Origin of the sequence: Pseudoalteromonas sp. P1-25 (genome assembly GCF_001401805.1) — a bacterium.
Taxonomy (GTDB): domain Bacteria; phylum Pseudomonadota; class Gammaproteobacteria; order Enterobacterales; family Alteromonadaceae; genus Pseudoalteromonas.
Genome location: NZ_LKDW01000007.1, coordinates 75,979 through 94,843 on the forward strand (window position 1 = coordinate 75,979; position 18,865 = coordinate 94,843).

General features: G+C 40.0%; 15 protein-coding genes. 7 read left to right on the forward strand and 8 right to left on the reverse strand.

What is annotated here, in order from left to right:
* Positions 1-129 precede the first annotated feature (129 nt).
* The 5 genes from AN393_RS06645 to AN393_RS06665 all read left to right on the forward strand — a co-directional run bounded on the left by AN393_RS06645 (position 130) and on the right by AN393_RS06665 (position 5,183).
* Complete coding sequence (locus AN393_RS06645) at positions 130-594, forward strand: acyl-CoA thioesterase (protein WP_055014849.1); 465 nt, start codon at positions 130-132, stop codon at positions 592-594.
* Positions 595-833: 239 nt separating this feature from the next.
* A complete protein-coding gene (locus AN393_RS06650) occupies positions 834-1,403 on the forward strand; it encodes an outer membrane beta-barrel protein (protein WP_055014850.1) in 570 nt (189 codons plus the stop codon).
* A 191-nt stretch (positions 1,404-1,594) separates the two neighbouring features.
* The gene (tsaA, locus tag AN393_RS06655) at positions 1,595-2,299 is read left to right on the forward strand and encodes a tRNA (N6-threonylcarbamoyladenosine(37)-N6)-methyltransferase TrmO (protein WP_055014851.1); all 705 of its coding nucleotides are present in this window, start codon (positions 1,595-1,597) and stop codon (positions 2,297-2,299) included.
* 90 nt (positions 2,300-2,389) lie between these two features.
* Positions 2,390-4,114 (forward strand): proline--tRNA ligase, encoded by a 1,725-nt coding sequence (locus AN393_RS06660; RefSeq protein WP_055014852.1) that lies wholly within the window; start codon positions 2,390-2,392, stop codon positions 4,112-4,114.
* A gap of 229 nt (positions 4,115-4,343) precedes the next feature.
* A complete protein-coding gene (locus AN393_RS06665; protein WP_055017668.1) occupies positions 4,344-5,183 on the forward strand; it encodes a UDP-2,3-diacylglucosamine diphosphatase in 840 nt (279 codons plus the stop codon).
* Between the two features lie 17 nt (positions 5,184-5,200).
* On the opposite strand, the gene AN393_RS06670 is transcribed toward AN393_RS06665, so the two are convergent.
* The 4 genes from AN393_RS06670 to AN393_RS06685 form a co-directional block, all read right to left on the reverse strand.
* Complete coding sequence (locus AN393_RS06670) at positions 5,201-8,254, reverse strand: ATP-binding protein (RefSeq protein WP_055017669.1); 3,054 nt, start codon at positions 8,252-8,254, stop codon at positions 5,201-5,203.
* A 288-nt stretch (positions 8,255-8,542) separates the two neighbouring features.
* Positions 8,543-9,751, reverse strand: a complete 1,209-nt coding sequence (locus tag AN393_RS06675) for an ABC transporter permease (protein ID WP_055017670.1) — start codon at positions 9,749-9,751, stop codon at positions 8,543-8,545.
* Positions 9,744-10,532 (reverse strand): ABC transporter ATP-binding protein, encoded by a 789-nt coding sequence (locus tag AN393_RS06680; protein ID WP_055017671.1) that lies wholly within the window; start codon positions 10,530-10,532, stop codon positions 9,744-9,746. The genes AN393_RS06675 and AN393_RS06680 overlap by 8 nt, the downstream gene beginning before the upstream one ends.
* Positions 10,529-11,341, reverse strand: coding sequence for a DUF3025 domain-containing protein (locus AN393_RS06685; RefSeq protein ID WP_055017672.1), 813 nt, complete (start codon positions 11,339-11,341; stop codon positions 10,529-10,531). Before AN393_RS06685 ends, AN393_RS06680 begins: the two co-directional genes overlap by 4 nt.
* Positions 11,342-11,454: 113 nt before the next feature.
* On the opposite strand from AN393_RS06685, the gene AN393_RS06690 reads away from it, so the two are divergent.
* Positions 11,455-13,080 (forward strand): M28 family metallopeptidase, encoded by a 1,626-nt coding sequence (locus AN393_RS06690; protein ID WP_055017673.1) that lies wholly within the window; start codon positions 11,455-11,457, stop codon positions 13,078-13,080.
* Between the two features lie 123 nt (positions 13,081-13,203).
* Positions 13,204-14,373: a putative manganese transporter gene (locus AN393_RS06695; protein WP_055017674.1), complete on the forward strand. Its 1,170-nt coding sequence runs from the start codon at positions 13,204-13,206 to the stop codon at positions 14,371-14,373.
* A gap of 68 nt (positions 14,374-14,441) precedes the next feature.
* Here AN393_RS06695 and AN393_RS06700 read toward each other — a convergent pair whose 3' ends face one another.
* The 4 genes from AN393_RS06700 to AN393_RS06715 form a co-directional block, all read right to left on the reverse strand.
* A complete protein-coding gene (locus tag AN393_RS06700; protein ID WP_055015970.1) occupies positions 14,442-14,807 on the reverse strand; it encodes a DUF805 domain-containing protein in 366 nt (121 codons plus the stop codon).
* Between the two features lie 137 nt (positions 14,808-14,944).
* Positions 14,945-16,531, reverse strand: coding sequence for a dihydrolipoyllysine-residue acetyltransferase (locus AN393_RS06705; protein ID WP_055017675.1), 1,587 nt, complete (start codon positions 16,529-16,531; stop codon positions 14,945-14,947).
* A gap of 8 nt (positions 16,532-16,539) precedes the next feature.
* The gene (locus tag AN393_RS06710; RefSeq protein ID WP_055017676.1) at positions 16,540-17,517 is read right to left on the reverse strand and encodes an alpha-ketoacid dehydrogenase subunit beta; all 978 of its coding nucleotides are present in this window, start codon (positions 17,515-17,517) and stop codon (positions 16,540-16,542) included.
* Complete coding sequence (locus AN393_RS06715) at positions 17,517-18,731, reverse strand: thiamine pyrophosphate-dependent dehydrogenase E1 component subunit alpha (RefSeq protein ID WP_055017677.1); 1,215 nt, start codon at positions 18,729-18,731, stop codon at positions 17,517-17,519. The genes AN393_RS06710 and AN393_RS06715 overlap by 1 nt, the downstream gene beginning before the upstream one ends.
* Between the last annotated feature and the right edge of the window lie 134 nt (positions 18,732-18,865).

Below are 18,865 nucleotides of genomic sequence, written 5' to 3' on the forward strand. Positions count from 1 at the left end.
TTTATGCATAAAGGCGTATAAAAAACGCCTCTTTTACATATAAATTATAAACCTATCCTAAATTGCAGGGGCTTCGGCCCCTTTTTTACGTTATGCTCTTAATTAAGTTTAACAAAGTGAGAGTTTAATATGCCGTCGTCAAATGTTGTATTTCGTTTTTTAGCAGAGCCAACCGATGTAAATTTTGGTGGAAAGGTCCACGGTGGTGTGGTCATGAAATGGATTGACCAAGCGGGCTATGCCTGTGCTGCCGGATGGAGTGGTCATTACTGTGTGACTGTTTCTGTAGCTGGGGTTAAATTTAGACGCCCTATCCTTGTAGGTCAAATTGTAGAGGTAGAAGCCAAAATAGCGCATACAGGCTCAACCAGCATGCAAATATTTATTCAAGTTCGCTGTGGCGATCCTAAAACACAAAACATGGTTGAAACTAACCACTGTGTTATTAGCTTTGTAGCTATGGACGAAACAGGTTACCCAGTAGAGGTTCCTGCATTTAAAGCAGTAACAGATGAAGATAAAAAATTAGAAAACTATGCAATTAAGATGAAGCAGATTGCGATAGAGACAGAAAACTTGCTTCATAAAGTATAAACGTACAATGTAAAACTCACAAAAAACCGTGTAAAAGGTACAAGTTTTATTTAGAAAACAAAAATTCAAAAAAGTTCACTCTGCTTATAAAAAATACAAAAACAACCTATATTAGCCGTAAATGTCCTTTTTACGGCTATTTTGCAATCAATTATTGTTGTTGGCATGCTCGCTGCAAATATCTAATTGTCGTTTGATAAGTTGGTCAAACATATATTATTTTTTAAAGGAGCTATACAATGATTAAAACACTTTCTCTTTCTGCAATTGCTTTAGCAACACTGGGTTTTAACTCTGCAGCACACGCTGATATTACGGATTTTGATTCTCCTCGCATTTATACAGGTGTAGGCTATGGTCAATACTCGTTTGAATTTGAAGACAGCGAAAATGACACTGAATTTGACGACGATGCACAAATGCTTAAAGGGTACATTGGTACACAGTTTAATGAACACTTTGGCCTTGAATTGGCTTATCAAAACTTTGATGAAGTAAGTGACATCGACAGTAAAGCGGAAGTTGATGGTGTATCATTAGCAGCCACTTTAGCGGCACCGCTTTCTGAAAGCTTTTCGGTATATGCTAAAGGTGGTTGGTTTGAATGGGATGCAGATGTAGAGCAAGAGCTTCCTGTTGGTAGCATTTCAGCCTCACAAGACGGCGGCGACATATTTTACGGTGCAGGTATTCAATACGCGTTTTCTAGCAATGTTCAAATGCGTTTAGAATACGAACGTTACGAATTAGATGATGACATTGACCCAGAAATGGACGTAGCATCAGTGTCAATTCAATACATGTTTTAAGAATAATTAAATTAAAGTTAAGGGTGGGCCATGTGCTCACCTTTTTTAATTAACCCATGTTTACCCGCCACCTTGACCTTTGTTTTAGATGCATATAAACCATACGGTCTAAAATATTACTCACTAACTGTACTGCTATAACTCATAAATAGAGGTAGAATACTCCCCTATTTTTTAAATAAATAAGCATTATGAGCGAATATAGCATTTCGGCAGTTGGTCACATTCAGTCTCCCTATAAACAAAAGTTTGCAATACCTAGACAACCCCGTTTAGTACCTCAAGCAAAGGCCAAACTTATTTTTACCACTGAGTTTAACCGCGAAGAGTTTGTGCGTGGTATTGAAGAATTTAGCCACATTTGGTTATTGTTTAGATTTCATGAAACTGCTGATAAAGGCTACTCTGCGATGGTGCGCCCTCCACGATTAGGCGGAAATGAGCGTAAAGGGGTATTTGCAACCCGTGCTACGTTTAGACCCAACGCTATTGGTATGAGTGCTGTAAAACTTGAAGGTGTAGAGTATAAAAATGGCCAACTTAGTTTACTGCTTGCTGGTATAGATTTACTCGATGGCACGCCTATTGTGGATATAAAGCCTTATTTACCGTATTCAGATGCAATGCACGACGCCAGTGCAGGCTTTGCCGATACCCGCCCAGAAACACAAATGAGCGTTGAGTTTACACCCGAGGCAATTGACTTTATTGCGACACAAACACACTACCCTGAGCTTAAAGATTTTATTGCTAATGTACTAAAACAAGACCCACGCCCAGCTTATAAAAAACAAAAACAAGGCGAGCAAAGTTATGGCATGACACTGTATAATTATAATATACGCTGGCAAGTCAACGGCGAGCATAACTTAGTAACAAGTATAGAAAATACCTAAAAAGTGCAGTTAGCGCTTTAGTGTAAAAGCAAGCGCTGGTAAACTTAGCGCCCTATTAAAAAGAACATATTACTTAATTTCGGAAAAATCATGCGTACCAGTCAATATATACTCGCAACACTTAAAGAAACGCCATCAGATGCTGAAATTATTTCGCATCAATTAATGCTTAGAGCCGGTATGATCCGTCGCGTCGCTTCGGGTTTATATACTTGGTTGCCCTCTGGTTTACGCGTACTTCGTAAAGTAGAAAATATTGTTCGTGAAGAAATGGATAAAGCCGGTGCAATAGAGATGCTTATGCCGGTAATTCAACCTGCCGATTTATGGCAAGAGTCTGGCCGTTGGGAACAATTTGGCCCTGAGCTGGTACGATTTAATGACCGTCATAATCGTGAATTTGCGCTTGGTCCTACTCATGAAGAAGTGATCACCGATTTTGTTCGCAAAGAAATTAGCAGTTACAAACAACTGCCTGTTACTTTGTACCAAGTACAAACTAAAGTACGTGATGAAAGACGCCCTCGTTTTGGTGTAATGCGTGCGCGTGAATTTACGATGAAAGACGCCTATTCATTTCACTTAAGTGAAGCGTGTTTAGACGAAACCTATCAAGTTATGCATAAAGCATACTGCAATATTTTTGAACGTTTAGACTTAGAGTACCGCCCTGTGCTTGCTGATACAGGCTCTATTGGTGGTAGCTTGTCGCATGAGTTCCATGTACTTGCTGAATCGGGTGAAGATGCAATTGCCTTTAGTGATGCAAGCGATTATGCAGCTAACATTGAAAAAGCAGAAGCGCTAGCACCAACTCAAAGTCGTCCTGAGCCTTCTAAAGAGCTTAAAGCGTTTCCTACACCGAATGCTAAAACAATTAGCGAGCTTAAAAAGCACTACGGTGTTAAACCACACCGCGGCGTTAAAACATTAATTGTGTACGGAGCACCAGATGAAAACGGTCAACGTGGTTTAGTTGCTCTCGTACTGCGTGGCGATCATGAGTTAAACGAATTAAAAGCAGAAAAGCACCCACTGGTTGATTCACCGCTAGAAATGGCAACTGAGGCCGACATAGTTGCTGCCGTTGGCGCAAAGCCTGGGTCACTTGGCCCTGTGGGCTTAACAATGCCTATTATCGTTGATAGAACTGCTAACGTAATGGCTGATTTTGTAGCTGGTGCTAATAAAGATGACGAGCACTTTAGCGGAATTAACTGGGATCGCGATGTTAAAGAATATCAAGTTGCTGATATTCGTAACATTGTTGAAGGCGATCCAAGCCCGTGTGGACAAGGCTCTTTACAAATTAAACGCGGTATTGAAGTTGGCCATATTTTCCAACTGGGTACTAAGTACTCAGAAGCCATGAAAGCAGGCGTACTGAGCGAGTCGGGTAAAAACCAAGTAATGACGATGGGTTGTTACGGTATTGGTGTATCGCGCATTGTAGCAGCGGCTATTGAGCAAAATAATGATGATTACGGTATCATTTGGCCACAATCTATCGCCCCATTTGATTTAGCGATAGTGCCAATGAACATGCATAAGTCGCATCGTATTCCTGATATTGCTAATAATCTATATCAAGGTTTGAAAGATGCCGGCCTCGATGTTTTATTTGATGACCGTAAAGAGCGCCCAGGCGTTATGTTTAACGACATGGAATTAATGGGTGTACCTTATACTTTAGTTATTGGTGAGCGTAATCTTGATGAAAACAAGGTTGAGCTTAAAAATCGCCGCACCGGTGAAAAGTTAATGGTTGATTTAGACACCGCAATTGAGACTATCAAAGCGGCTGTTAAAGGTTAATAACATCTACGCTTAAGCACACTACGAGGCCGCATTTAAACATGCGGCCTTTTTTATATGCCTTTAATCGTAATGTATATAAGAGCCGCTCGGCTAATCGCCTCTTCTAACACAATAAACTTTTAATTGCTTGGCATAAGATAATTGTCATGGAGGCTTCGCTAAAGTGTCTCATAAGTGTCATTAGATTTATCTACAGTGTTTAATTATTACACTATGGATGACGGGCATGACAAACAATCAACAGCGCAAAAAGCAGCATTATCCAGCCGTTTGGATATCGGATGTACACTTAGGCTATAAAGACTGTAGAGCCGACTATTTATTAGATTTTTTAAACGCAATTGAATGCGATACGCTTTATTTAGTGGGTGATATTGTTGATTTATGGTCGATGAAACGGCACTTTTATTGGCACCCATCCCATTACCAAGTGCTTAGTTGCATTCAACAAAAAGCCCTTGACGGCACCCGTGTAATATATATACCTGGCAATCACGACGAGACCTTTCGCCACTACATAAATCAAACTTTATTTGGTGTAGAAGTCCACCAGCAGTTTATTCACACAACTAAAGCCAATAAGCGCTTTTTGCTGCTACACGGTGATGATTTTGACTCGGCAACCCGCTACAACAAGCTAATTAGTATTGCAGGCGATGCAGGTTACGACTTGCTACTGTTTTTAAATCGTTGGACTAACCGCGTTCGTAAAGTGTTTGTCGGTAACTACTATTCGCTTGCTGCGTGGATAAAAGCACGCGTACATAAAGCCCGTGAAGCCATTTCTGCTTTTGAAGATGCCGCTATTCATGAGGCAAAAAAACAAAAGGTCGATGGCATTATTTGCGGACACATCCACCACCCTAAAATTAAAGTGGTAGATGGCATAGTGTACTGTAATGATGGTGATTGGGTTGAAAGCTGTACCGCATTAGTTGAGCAACCAAACGGAAAAATAGCGCTGTTGCATTGGTCTGATACGCAAAAAGTACTTGATACAGCCGATGTAACCAGCATAGTTAAACCTATTCAAACTGATACCAAACCAAATAAGTCAGCAGCGTAACTGCTGACTTAGCCAATTTAGTTTAACCAGGTTAATAGCCTATTTTTAAGCGTTTTAGGCTTTATTGGCTTGGTAATATAATCATTCATGCCAGCGGTGATACAGCGTTCTCTATCGCCTTCCATAGCACTTGCGGTCATAGCAATAATTGGGATACTAATATACTCAACCCCCGCTTTAGCATTTCTTATCTCGCTGGTGGTATCGTAGCCATCTAGGTTAGGCATTTGGCAGTCCATTAAAATTAAGTCAAACGGTTGCTCTTGATTAAATTTAAGTGCAGAGAGCGCTTCTATGCCATCATTGGCACAGGTAATTTTTATACCAGTGCGTTTTAAAATGGCTTTAGCTACCTCAATATTGATCATGTTGTCATCAACCAATAATACATGATACCGCGATAACTCCGGCTCTGGCTCCAAGTCATTTGGTTGTTTGGGTGCGGTTAAAACAAACTCACTATTAGCGCCAAAAATACTGCCAAGCTTATAAGTAAATTGATCTTGCGTAAGCGGTTTGTGCAAAATGTGGCTATGATCGGGAAACACTTTTTTAGATTGTTTATTAACCACCATGTCTCGCAATATAAGCACGTATTTTTTATCTGCCTTTTCGCAATAGCTTATTAGCGCATTAACTTGCGGGTGCTCGTCATCAATAATCAGTAAATCGGCGTCAAACTCACTGTGCTCGCTAAAATAGTCGAGCCGTGTAATGCGGCTTGGCAGAATTTTACAGGTTTGGGTTAGTAAACCACACACGTTTTTAAATACGTTATCACGTGCAATAAGTGCTGCCACGCTTACCTCTTTTGCAAGCTCAATACCCGTATTAAGTTTTTTCTGTTGCGCCACATGTAATTCTACCGTTGCAACAAATGTGCTGCCTACTCCTTTCTCACTGTTCACAGTGATATTGCCACCCATTAACTGTGCCAGCTTTTTACAAATAGATAACCCTAACCCCGTACCACCAAAATGGCGCGTCGTGCTTGAGTCCTCTTGAGTAAACACATCAAAGAGTTTATCTATGTTTTCAGGAGCAATACCAATACCAGTGTCTTTAATTATAAAGCTCATTAAAATTTTACTGTCGGTAATGTATTTAGAGTTTAGGGTTAAACTTACTTCGCCTTTATGCGTAAACTTAAACGCATTATTGATTAAATTAATTAAAATTTGCTTAAGTCGGTGGCTATCTCCGATAACCATTCTATCAATAACATTTTGGGTATTTAAAAACACCTCTAACCCTTTACGCTGACCTTGAAGTGCAATCGAATTAATCATATCGCTGCAAACCGAGATTACGTCAAACGAGTGATTATCAATATCTAACTTACCCGCTTCAATTTTAGAAAAGTCTAAAATATCGTTAATTAAATTCATTAACGAGTGAGCGCTGTTATTAGCCAATTTTAAATAATGCTGTTGTTGCTCAGAGAGGCTGTCTTCTTTTAGCATTTCAAGCATGCCTAAAACGCCGTTCATAGGGGTACGTATTTCGTGGGAAATATTAGCGACAAAGTCACTTTTTGCTTGGCTTGCAGCTAGTGCCTGATCAATTGCTCGCTCTAGCTCTACAGTACGCTGAGTTACCTTAAGTTCTAACGTGCTATTGAGCCCCTGTAACTGTGATTGAATGTACTTTAACGAGCTAATATTACGTAAAATAGCAGCCACTTGATAACGATTGCTAAATACATCAAATACACTGGTAAGCGTAATTGAGTAATATTCTTTTTTGCCATCATCAGTATACACCGCTTCAAATGGCATTTTAGAACCCTGCTCAATGGTTTCTCTAATACAGTCTTTGTCTTCATCTGCAAGGATAAATAAGTCATTAAAGCGGATGTTGTCATTACCGAGCCTAGTTGCAAATACCTTTTTAGCGGTTTGGTTACAATGAATAATAGTTTCATCATTGTCTATGGTAAAAATGGCATCGAGTGAATTTTCAATTACTTTATTATTTTGCTCTGTCAAAGAGTTTATCAGCAGCTTGCGCTTAATATAACGCTGGTACAATAACGTAATAATTATAAATATGGTAAAAAATGAAGCAATTATAGCAATAAAGCTTTCTCGCCTTTTTGCAACGCGTTCAAGTAACGTTTTTGAATCAATAGAAACCGCAAGCTCTAAAGGCAGCATGGCAACATCGCCTTCAAAACTTACTCGTTTATTTAAAAAATACTGCTTTGGTATATCACCTATTAACAAGGTTTCGTGTAAATTCATGTTTTGTGAAGGGCTAAATTCATCACCCCACGTTTTGCCTTGGTTAAATTCAAAACCAAAACGTAAATCAGGGTTTGGATGGTATAAAAACTCGCTTTCATTGTTAAGCAGGTAAATATTAACCCCAGGAGGGAGTTCAAAAGTTAAACTTTCAAACAATTTATCGGCAGAATAATTTGTCACCAAAATAGCAAATACTTGCTTTAAGTTATCAAAAACAGGTTTAGCTACACGGTATGTGCTTACAAAGGGCTTTTGTATTTCACCGTTTTCACGATTGTAATTAATTGGCGATATATACACGCTTTTTTCATCAAGCATACTGGCTTTAAGTACATAATCTCGCCCCCCTTTTTTTTGTAATTGCGCGCCCTCAAGTCTATTTATATCTCCTAGCATGCGATCAACACGTACTATTTCTTGGCCGTTTTCTGCCAGCATAATGTATCGTGCTTGCAAAATAGAATCGTCTGTACGCATAAACCCGCTAAAAATATCCGCAAGGCGGTCTTGCCATACAGCAATGGGGGTCTGTAAAAGTGGGTCAATTAATTGATTGTCGGTTGCTCTAGAAATACCTTGAATGGGTGGAGTCGCGTTTAAAAAGCGAATAGCGGTAATACTGTCGTTTAAATGATTTTTTAAAGACGCCGCTTTTGTTTCAAGCTCACGACTAAGCTCATTGTGCGCATCGCTGTATATTTCCGCACGCACTTTTTGTTCAAACACATACGCTGAAGGCAATGCAATAACTAAAAAAACAATAATAGCAACAAGTAATAATTTATTACCTCTTGCTGCTGTTATAAATACATTCCTTTTTAGCATTGAACCCTTACTCCTCACTATTTTCTAGCTTAGATTATAGAGGATTATTTAATAAAAAATAGAAGTAAAAATAATTAGTTATTTAAAAATACGTAATTAAAATTCGAACAAATACTCTAAATTAATCACTTAGTATTACTATTAAGTTGCAGCATTAATTTAAGATGAATTAAAGACAAAAAAACACACAAATAAGAGCCCTTTAATAATAAACGCGCTAAAAATTACATTTATAAAAATACACAAACGGGCAAGATAAAAACCCTGCCCGCTTCCAAAAATATTTAATTACCTAAACAATACATCTTCGCGGTTAAACCACTTAACACAAAAGGCAAGTAATGCCCCGGCAATTAATGCCGTTGCTAAAAAGATTAAGCCTACTAAGGTGTAATCAACTGTGCCTTTTACTATTTCTTTTATAGCCAGTGCTACGTTAGTGACAGGTATAAATGCTGTTTTGGCTGTAAGTTCCATATTCGGCATGATAGAAACAATAATAGGAAAAAACACCCCCATGCTTAAAGGAGCCATATAATTTTGTGCTTCTTTAAAGGTGCGTGCATATATTGATATAGCCAAAGCAAGGGCTGAAAATATTGCTGCAATGGGTAATAACAGAACAAAAATCATCAATAAGTCACTTACCGCAAGTGAACTAAACGCTGTTTTAATTACTTCAAGGTCTGCAAATGCAAGGGCTACGGCTATCCACCCGCCCATACTCAACACTGTTATTGTGGTAGATGCAATTGAGGTGGTTAATAAAGTGATAAATTTGCCCAATACCAACTCTGTACGCGTTATGGGTGTAAGCAGTAAAGTCTCTAATGTGCCGCGCTCTTTTTCACCTGCACCTAAATCAATTGCTGGGTACGTTGCCCCCATCAAAACTAAAGGTATAAGTAAATAAGGTAAAAATCCGCCGAGCTTTTCACCTAGGTTTTCTCGTTTGTCTGCGGTGTCAACTTTCACAACTTCAATAGGAGTAAGTAAAGCTGTGTGGGCCTTTTTATCAATACCAAAGCTTTCTAATTTTTCGCTTTGCAGCACATCGCTGTATTCTTTAGCCAGCTCTTTTACACGCTGGAATAAAAAGTTTATAGACTTAGCATCATTGAATACTACTTGCCATTTACTTTGTTCAAATTGATCTAAAGATTGCTTAGCGTTGGCTGGTAAATAAATACCCATATCAATCTCACCATCAATAACACCCGCTTTTAGCTCTTCAATGTTGTTAAAGGTTCTAGACCCTTTATAAAGCTCAAAGCTTTTATGGTAAAACACGTTTTCGGTAAATTCTGGGGCGTATTCGCCATTAATAATCGCGTAGGTATGTACTTCTTGTTCAGCGTCTAATGCAGCTTGAGAGCTAATGAAAGCCATAACAGCAAACAAGAGTGGAAATACGGCAACAGGCAGTGCCACTACAAATAACAGGGTTTTTTTGTCGCGTAGGAGTTCTTTTAATTCCTTTTTAAACACTTCAAACATCATGCTTCTCCGTTAATATATTCATAAACGCTTGGTTTAGCTCTTCACTGTTGCCTTTTTGTTTAAATTCAGCAAGCGTGCCATCAAAGCAGCTAATTCCTTCATTAATTACCGCTACGCGGTCACATAAAAGTGCGACTTCATCTAAATGGTGCGTTGAAAAAATAACAGGCGTGCCTTGCACCTTTAACCCTTTAATAAAGTTAATCACTGTTTGTGTTGTCATGATGTCGAGGCCTGTTGTTGGCTCATCGAGTACCACTACCTCTGGGTGGTGTACCACAGCGCGAGCAATATTGGCTTTTTGCTTCATGCCGGTAGATAAGTTTTCTGCACGTTTATCAATAAATTTATGCATGTCGAGCAAAGTAAAAAGCTCTTCACAACGCGCCGCTATTTGCTCTTTGTTCATGCGATGAAGCTTTGCAAAGTATTCAATATTTTCTTTAACAGTCAGACGTCCATATAAGCCCGTCGAGCCTGATAAAAAACCTATTGATTTACGCCCTACTAACGGCTTTTTAATTATGTCATTGCCGGCAACAGTGATTGCACCTTCATCAGGCTTAAGTGCAGTTGAGAGCATGCGTAAGGTAGTGGTCTTTCCTGCGCCATTAGGGCCAAGTAAGCCTAATACTTCGCCTTTTGCGCATTGAAAGCTGACACCTCTCACTGAATGAAAAAAATCTTTATCTTCACGGGGGTCTATATCATCAACTTTATTTTTCTTATGATCCTTGGTTAACTTAAACTTTTTTTTAAGCCCTGCGACTTCTATCATTTTCGTATCCTTCGTTTAGCTCTAAAGTAGTCGGTATTATCATAGAACGATTCATTTACATTTGCGTCATGCCATCCTGGTACACCTAATAATGGCAATGGAGAAAGCTGTTTATTATCGGCTAAGCAATGCTCTATTTTTATCTTCTCATAAAGTAATTGGTCTAGGTACTGATATTGAGTAACTAAATCTTTACAAAATATTTCATCAGGTACACATACAAATAGTGCTTTACCCGTGAGTCCTATATATGGCTTTGTCATCATTTCATAATTAGCATGTCCAAACATAAATGGTTTTATTGTTTTGCTCCACTCATCTCGGTGCGTAACAAATGCAGTTTTCCATTGGTGCTCTGTTAAAAGTGCTTGCCACTTAGACTCACTAATGGCAAGCACCACACCACATTCGTCAAACAAGGTAAGAGCATTGCGATGCTTAGTACGCTGTTTTAAACCGTGTTGCGCTATTTCTTCTACGTGTCGCTGATTTATAAGTGCCTTTGTTTTTGGAAACAAGCACCAAATAAACCCACCAAACAAATCGTGCCAATTTTTAGTTCGGGTTGGGACTATGCCGGTTTCAAAAATAACTTGTTCATAATAGCGCTCACCAAAATCTATGGTTGCATCGTCTTCAAACCTTATTGGGAGGTTATTTGCATTAATGGCTTTTAAATACGGGGCAAACCAATCAGGGCATGGCCAATCAGTTTGTTTATCAATATTAAACAGTGTTCGTAAGTGCTCAAACGCACCGCTTTTTAAACTACTAACTTGCCATTGCTCGGGCGGAGTAAAGCGCTTCATTTATACCTTTAACAATTTATCCTGTTAATTTGCGGGCAGTTTACCGCAAAAACTGGTTCTAATTAATAGAAGTTAATATACTAATCTCATCTTAGAACAAGAATAGAGCTACTATGAAACGATATTTCTCTCTCACACTAATTGCTGGCGCTGTTGTAGCTGGCTGTGCAACAACAAGTATTACACCTACCGATGTAACAAATGGTTACAACAGTATTAAAGAAGATGAACTTGCGGCCCACATTAAGGTACTTGCATCTGACAAATTTGGCGGCAGAGCCCCATCATCTGAAGGCGAAAAACTAACTTTAGATTACTTAACAACACAATTTAAAGCATTAGGGTATGAACCCGGTAATGGCGATAGCTTTTTGCAAAAAGTACCGCTTGTTTCGTTAGAAGCAGATTCAGATATGGTATTAAGTATTGGTGGTAAAGACTATCAATATAAAAAAGATATGGTTATGGGCAGTAGCCGTATCAGTGAACAAGAAGGCATAGAAAATTCAGAGCTTGTATTTGTTGGTTACGGTGTAAACGCCCCCGAATATAACTGGAACGATTACGAAGGCCTAGACGTAAAAGGCAAAACTGTTGTTATGCTAGTTAACGACCCAGGTTTTGCTACTAAAGATCCTGCGCTATTTACGGGTGATGCTATGACCTATTACGGACGTTGGACCTATAAGTACGAAGAAGCGAGTCGTCAAGGCGCCGCAGGTGCAATTATCATTCATGAAACAGCACCTGCATCTTACCCATGGTCGGTAGTTGAAAACTCGTGGAGTGGAGAGCAGTTTGGCTTTCAAAAAGAAAACAACAATATGGACCGCGTTGCCGCTGAAGGTTGGGTAACTAGTGATGTAGCAAAAGAGCTATTTACTAAGGCTGGCCTTGATTTTGAGACTGCTAAGGCCAATGCTGCTAAAGGTGCTTATAACGTTGATATGGGCGATTTAACTGCAACGGTTAATGTAAAAAACACAATTAAAAAGTCAGTATCGTATAATTTTATCGCCACGCTACCGGGTAGCGAGAAAGCAGATGAGCATGTTATTTATTCAGCGCATTGGGATCACTTAGGAACAGATACAACCCGTAAGGGCGATCAAATTTATAATGGTGCACACGATAACGCCACAGGTACCGCAGGGCTAATTGAAGTAGCAGAGGCATTTACTAAGTTGCCAAAGCACCCTACTCGCTCAATGACTTTTTTAGCTGTTACGGCTGAAGAGCAAGGCTTACTTGGCTCTAAATACTACGCTGCAAACCCAGTTATTGCGGCTGATAAAACTGTCGCCAATATAAACATGGATAGCCTAAACTTATTAGGTAAAGTAAAAGACATGAACGTCGTTGGTTTAGGTAAATCGCAAATGGACGACCTGCTAGCAAAAGCCGCAAAAGAGCAAGGTAGAACCATAGCTGGCGACCCTAAACCATCATCAGGTGGTTATTACCGCTCTGATCACTTTGCATTTGCAAACATGGGTATTCCGGCTATGTATGCAGGCGGCGGTACAATTGCCGCTGATGAAGATACAGCCAATTACCGAAAGCGTATGAGTTTAGTTCTACGTGGATGTTACCATCAGCCATGTGATAGATACCGCGACGAGTGGGATTTATCTGGTGCGGTGCAAGACTTACAGCTGTTTTATAAAGTAGGCTTTGATATATCAGAGCAAGCACAATGGCCGTTATGGTACGAAAACTCAGAATTTCAACGTAAATAGCAAATAGCCCGTAATCGATAAACTCAAACTGAGCCATCGATTTAAATAGATGCAAATGATATTGATTATCATTTGCAAAAATTATACAGTGTGTCCTAGATAAAATAAAACTGGGGCACACTTATGATTTTACTCTCTCAAATAGGATTTATTACGCCAGCTTCCAAACGGTTTGTTAGCCAAAATAAACGCTTACTCCTACCACTTTTTTTATTGGTATGTTTAGCTGTACCTAGCCTTCGCGAAATAACCATTACTGCACTCAGTGATGCGTTTTTTCAAGTTAGTGTATTTGTAGCAGCTACGTTACTTATTTACTACTACGCAATAGAACATATCCCTCAGTTAGAAATGAGCTACTTAAGCGCTAAATCTAAACCACTTGAGGTATTGTTTGCATCCGTCCTTGGCGCTTTACCTGGCTGTGGTGGTGCTATTATTGTGGTGACTCAATATACTAAAGGCCAAGCAAGTTTCGGGGCCATTGTTGCAGTACTTACCGCTACAATGGGTGATGCTGCTTTTTTACTGCTTGCTACGCGCCCTACTGAAGGTTTAACAATAATGGCTATAGGTTTAGTGGTAGGCACACTATGTGGGTTAATAGTCAATGCAATTCATACACCTGATTTTTTACGCCCAAGCGCACAAGAGCAAAAACACCAAGTAAAAGTTTTGCCTACAAAAATAATAAAAGTAAGCAAACCTGTGTGGATGTTTGCCATTATTCCAAGTTTAATCATTGCGCTTTTAATTGCATTTAATGTTGATTTTAGCCAATTTGGTCAGTATACCAGCACCGGAATTAGCTTATTTGGTGCAGCAATGGCCCTGTTTACGGTTGTTATTTGGGCCTACTCTTCTAAAGGTGAAACCTATAAAGAGATCACCTCAGAGGAGGATGAATGTAATCCGCCTTCAAAGCTTATAAAAGTACTTCAAGATACGCATTTTGTTACTGCATGGGTGGTTGCTTCGTTCATGCTGTTTGAAATATTAGTCAGTGTAGTAGGCCTTGATTTAAAAACGTGGTTTATGCACTACGCCTATTTAGCACCGTTGATTGCAGTCATCATTGGTTTTTTACCAGGTTGTGGACCACAAATAATTGTTACCACACTTTATATACAAGGCATTATTCCTTTTAGTGCATTAGCTGCTAATGCAATTTCAAACGATGGCGATGCACTATTTCCGGCAATTGCAATGGCACCAAAAGCGGCTGTAATTGCTACCTTGTATACCTCTATACCTGCTTTAGTTGTTGGTTACGGACTCTACTTTTTAAGTTAACAGTTTTAAAAATCATAAGTACAAAAAAGCTCAGCAATTGCTGAGCTTTTTTAATACTCGCGTGTTATTTATACCGAAGCAGGTTCAGCCGATAACTCTTTAGGATTTGGACCAAAATCATTCTCACCTTCATGTGAGTCTTGCGCAAGGAACACAATTAAGACAATCCAACCAATAATTGGCACTAACCAAAGTAGCTGCCACCAGCCAGAACGGCCAGTATCGTGTAAACGGCGTGCGCCAGCGCTCAAACCTGGTATTAATAGCGCTAAACTATAAATAGAGCCAATAAACATAGTACCTAGTGCGCTATCAATCACATTGCAGATGATTGAAAAGATAGTATTAAACAATACAAACATCCAGTAAGCTTTGCGACGATTACGTCCTGAAAAATCTGCGTAGCTACGCAGTGCGTTCATATAATGTTCCATAAAAATTCCTTAGTGTTAGTTTTATATTCCCTAGCGGGTTTTAGCTGTTACTTTTTAGTAACAATTGTATCTTAATTAAAAACACAGCGTTTTAAAACAAAAAACCAGCAAATTGCTGGTTTTTTACGAGGCTAATTTTAGCTCATTGCCATCATCATTACAGATGGGTTTTCTAAATACGACTTCCACAAATTATTGAAGCGCGCAATTGTACCGCCATCAATAACACGGTGATCGCCCGACCAACTTACTTGCATAATCGCTCTGCTTACAACTTCGCCGCTTTCATCAAAACGCGGTAAGTGTTGTAACTTTCCTAGGGCAACAATTGCAACCTCGGGCTTGTTAATGATTGGGGTCGCAATAGTGCCACCAATTGCACCAATATTTGAAATGCTAATGGTGCCCCCTTTTAGGTCATCGGGAGATACGCGCCCTTCGCGTGCAGCATCAGTTAAGCGAGTTAGGCTGTTTGCAACGTCAACAATACTCTTAGATTGGCACGATTTAATGTTAGGGACTAATAAACCCACCTTGGAGTCCACCGCTACCCCAATATTGTGTTCGTCATAGTAGGTAAGCTCAGTGCAGTCATCATTTACTTTAGAATTAAGCAATGGGTACTCTTTCATCGCAAGCGATAACGCTTTGATAAAAAATGGCATCATAGTGAGCTTTATGCCTTGCGCTTTATACTGCTCTTTTAAGCTGGCTCGCAGGGCAATTAATTGCGTCAAGTCTATCTCGTCACTAAAAGTAAAATGCGGGATTGTAGAGACCGAGGCCATCATTTGCTTTGCCATAGCCGCTTTAATGCCTTTAATTGGCTCTGTACGCATACCCCCGCTTTGTGTTTTTGGTTCTGTGCTTTGTGTCACACTATTTTTAGAACTAGCGCCGCTAAGTGGTGATGTATCTATTGTGTTAGGTACCTCACCTTTAATAAATTCTTCTATGTCTTGTTTATAAATACGGCCATTTTTTCCGCTGCCCGGCACGCATGTTAAATCAACATCTAACTCGCGTGCTTTTCGCCTTACAGCAGGTGAGGCAACCGCTTTTTTATTAACAATTTTATTTGCTGCTGTTTGTGGCTTTGCCACAGCTTTATCTGCCGCTTTGCTTTGAGCTTTTACAACGGCTTCGTTTACATCAACATTTGGTTTTGCTGAACTGCCAGCTATGCTCATTTGAAATAGCGGGCTGTGTACTTGAGCAATTTCACCTTTTTGATAGTAAAGCTTTTTCACTGTACCTGTATATTTAGCAGGAATTTGTACCAGCGCTTTATCGGTCATAACATCACACACAGCCTGATCTTCTTGTATTTCATCGCCTTCAGCTACCAGCCAATCGACAATTTCACACTCAACAATGCCTTCACCAATATCCGGTAGGATAAAATCTTCTAATTGTGCTGAGGATGAGGTATCACTTTGTGTATTTTTTACTTCATCTGTGGGAGTTTCCTCGCTTTGGCTTTCGCCAGCTACATCCATAGCAAACAAGGGGGCATGAACCTGCGCTATTTCCCCTTTTTGATAATACAGTTTAGTGATTACGCCATCGTGCACAGCCGGTATTTGTACGAGTGCTTTGTCTGTCATTACATCACAAATGGGTTGATCTTCTTTTACTGTGTCACCCTCTTGTATTAGCCACTCAACCACTTCGCACTCAACAATGCCTTCACCAATATCGGGTAATATAAAATCTTTAGCCATGGTATCCCCTAAAAATCCATTGATTGTTTAATTGCGGCCATTACTTTTAGCGCATCAGGTACATATTCTTTTTCAAGCGCAAGTGGATAAGGTGTATCTAAACCACAAACCCGCATAATGGGTGACTCTAGGTGTAAAAAGCATTCTTGCTGAATAGTCGCCGCAATTTCGGCGCCAAAACCATTGGTAATAGGCGCTTCGTGGCTTATCACTAAACGCCCTGTTTTAGTGACCGACTTCGCAATTGTCTCAACATCCCACGGTAATATGCTTCTAAGGTCAATCACCTCACAACTAATACCTTGTTCATTGGCTTGTTTTGCTGCGTTTTCAACAATTTCCATTTGCGCACCCCACGCAAGCACGGTGATATCTGTGCCTTCTTGTACTACTTCGGCTTTACCAAGCTCAATGCTGTAATCATCCTCTGGTACTTCGCCGGTAGAAGCGCGGTATAAGCGTTTAGGCTCGAAGAAAATAACGGGGTTATCGTCTTTAATGCAAGCGCGTAGTAACCCTTTTGCTTGGTAAGGGTTACGCGGTACCACTATTTTTAGCCCTGGCGTATGGGCAAAGTAGGCCTCTGGTGATTGTGAGTGATATAAGCCCCCCGCTATACCGCCACCATACGGTGTGCGAATCGTTAAATTGCCCACATTAAATTCATTACCACTACGGTATCTAAATTTGGCAGACTCATTCACTATTTGGTCAAATGCCGGGAAAATATAATCAGCAAATTGAATTTCAGCAAGTGCAGGCGCGCCAAACGCGGCTAAGCCATTGGCAAAACCTAAAATACCTTGCTCTGTAAGCGGGGTGTTAAATACGCGGTGTTTACCGTACTTTTCTTGCAAACCTGAGGTCGCTCTAAAAACCCCCCCAAAATAGCCAACATCTTCACCAAAAATACACGCCTGAGGGTGCTCATTCATAGTGATATCAAGTGCAGAGTTAATTGCGTGTAGCATGTTCATTTTAGCCATTACTTAATTCTCCCTGCAGTGACTGGGTACGCGTCTGGGTGTTGCTTTATATGTGCTTTTAAATCATTATATTGGCGAGTAAGCGAAGGAATTGGCGTATCGTAAACATCTGATATAAGCTCTTCAAGTGCTGGCTTTTGCACTTTTTCAGCACGTTTTAGGGCGGCTAAAATATCTTCTCGAATAACCTCTTTGGCCTTAGCATCGTCCTCTTCATTTAACCAATCTTGTTTAATTAACCATTTTTTAAATTTATCTATTGGGCAAACTTTATGTGTAGCTTCTTCATCTTTTGAGCGGTAACCACTTGGATCATCTGAGGTAGAATGAGCACCCAATCTATACGCTATTGACTCAATTAATACCGGCTCACCTTGCGTTGCTGCAATGTCGCGAGCCTTTTGTGTTGCTGCAAACACAGCTAATGCATCTGAGCCGTCAACACGTATGGTTTTAATACCATAGCCCACGCCTCGAGAGGCTATGCCATCACCTTTAAATTGCTCATCAGCAGGCGTTGAAATAGCATAACCATTATTTCGTGCAAAAAATATCACAGGGGCTTTGTGCACCGCAGCCATATTTAACCCCGCATGAAAGTCACCTTCAGAGGCAGCGCCTTCACCAAAGTAACATATCGTTACATTATCTATGGTGCTTGCAAGCTCGCCGGTTTTTGCGTCAATGTGTTTTACTTTTTGACCATAGGCATACCCTGTCGCTTGAGGGATTTGCGTACCGAGAGGCGATGATATGGTCATATAATTTAATTCTTTTGAACCATAATGAATCGGCATTTGGCGCCCTTTTCCTAAATCTAATTCATTAGAAAACATCTGATTCATAAATTGATCAAGCGTAAACCCGCGGTAATGCAAAGCTGCTTGTTCGCGGTATTGCGCCATAATCATGTCGTTTTGGTCAAGTGCAGCAGCAGACGCTGTAACAGCAGCCTCTTCGCCTAAACACTGCATGTAAAAACTCACGCGGCCTTGGCGCTGCGCGCCTTGCATACGCTCATCAAGTAAGCGAATAAAACGCATTGTTTCATAAAGTTTAAGTGCTGTGTGTTTAGAAATAGTCGGTGCGGTAGCACTAGGATGAATGTCGCCGTCCTCAGTTAAAATACTAAGGGTTGGAATAGTTAGCGCATGACCGTCTATAAACTCGAGGTCGTGGTTAATATTCAGCGATACGTTATTTGGGTTACTCATAACCTACCTTCTCTTGTTGTCTGTGATACAGCACCCCTTTTAAGTTTTTGTTATGGGTGAGGCTTGCGAATAAACTTTGCAGCATCTGCGCTGTATTTAATTAAAGCTGCCACCACCTTACGTTAACGTAAGCT

Bases quoted from the DNA above. Each gene is read 5' to 3' on its own strand.
- AN393_RS06710 (WP_055017676.1), bottom strand. From the start codon at position 17,517: ATGGCTAAAATGAACATGCTACACGCAATTAACTCTGCACTTGATATC.
- AN393_RS06680 (WP_055017671.1), bottom strand. From the start codon at position 10,532: ATGATAGAAGTCGCAGGGCTTAAAAAAAAGTTTAAGTTAACCAAGGAT.
- AN393_RS06660 (WP_055014852.1), top strand. From the start codon at position 2,390: ATGCGTACCAGTCAATATATACTCGCAACACTTAAAGAAACGCCATCA.
- AN393_RS06685 (WP_055017672.1), bottom strand. From the start codon at position 11,341: ATGAAGCGCTTTACTCCGCCCGAGCAATGGCAAGTTAGTAGTTTAAAA.
- AN393_RS06675 (WP_055017670.1), bottom strand. From the start codon at position 9,751: ATGTTTGAAGTGTTTAAAAAGGAATTAAAAGAACTCCTACGCGACAAA.
- AN393_RS06700 (WP_055015970.1), bottom strand. From the start codon at position 14,807: ATGGAACATTATATGAACGCACTGCGTAGCTACGCAGATTTTTCAGGA.
- AN393_RS06670 (WP_055017669.1), bottom strand. From the start codon at position 8,254: ATGCTAAAAAGGAATGTATTTATAACAGCAGCAAGAGGTAATAAATTA.
- AN393_RS06695 (WP_055017674.1), top strand. From the start codon at position 13,204: ATGATTTTACTCTCTCAAATAGGATTTATTACGCCAGCTTCCAAACGG.
- AN393_RS06690 (WP_055017673.1), top strand. From the start codon at position 11,455: ATGAAACGATATTTCTCTCTCACACTAATTGCTGGCGCTGTTGTAGCT.
- AN393_RS06705 (WP_055017675.1), bottom strand. From the start codon at position 16,531: ATGGCTAAAGATTTTATATTACCCGATATTGGTGAAGGCATTGTTGAG.
- AN393_RS06650 (WP_055014850.1), top strand. From the start codon at position 834: ATGATTAAAACACTTTCTCTTTCTGCAATTGCTTTAGCAACACTGGGT.
- AN393_RS06645 (WP_055014849.1), top strand. From the start codon at position 130: ATGCCGTCGTCAAATGTTGTATTTCGTTTTTTAGCAGAGCCAACCGAT.
- AN393_RS06665 (WP_055017668.1), top strand. From the start codon at position 4,344: ATGACAAACAATCAACAGCGCAAAAAGCAGCATTATCCAGCCGTTTGG.
- AN393_RS06715 (WP_055017677.1), bottom strand. From the start codon at position 18,731: ATGAGTAACCCAAATAACGTATCGCTGAATATTAACCACGACCTCGAG.
- tsaA (WP_055014851.1), top strand. From the start codon at position 1,595: ATGAGCGAATATAGCATTTCGGCAGTTGGTCACATTCAGTCTCCCTAT.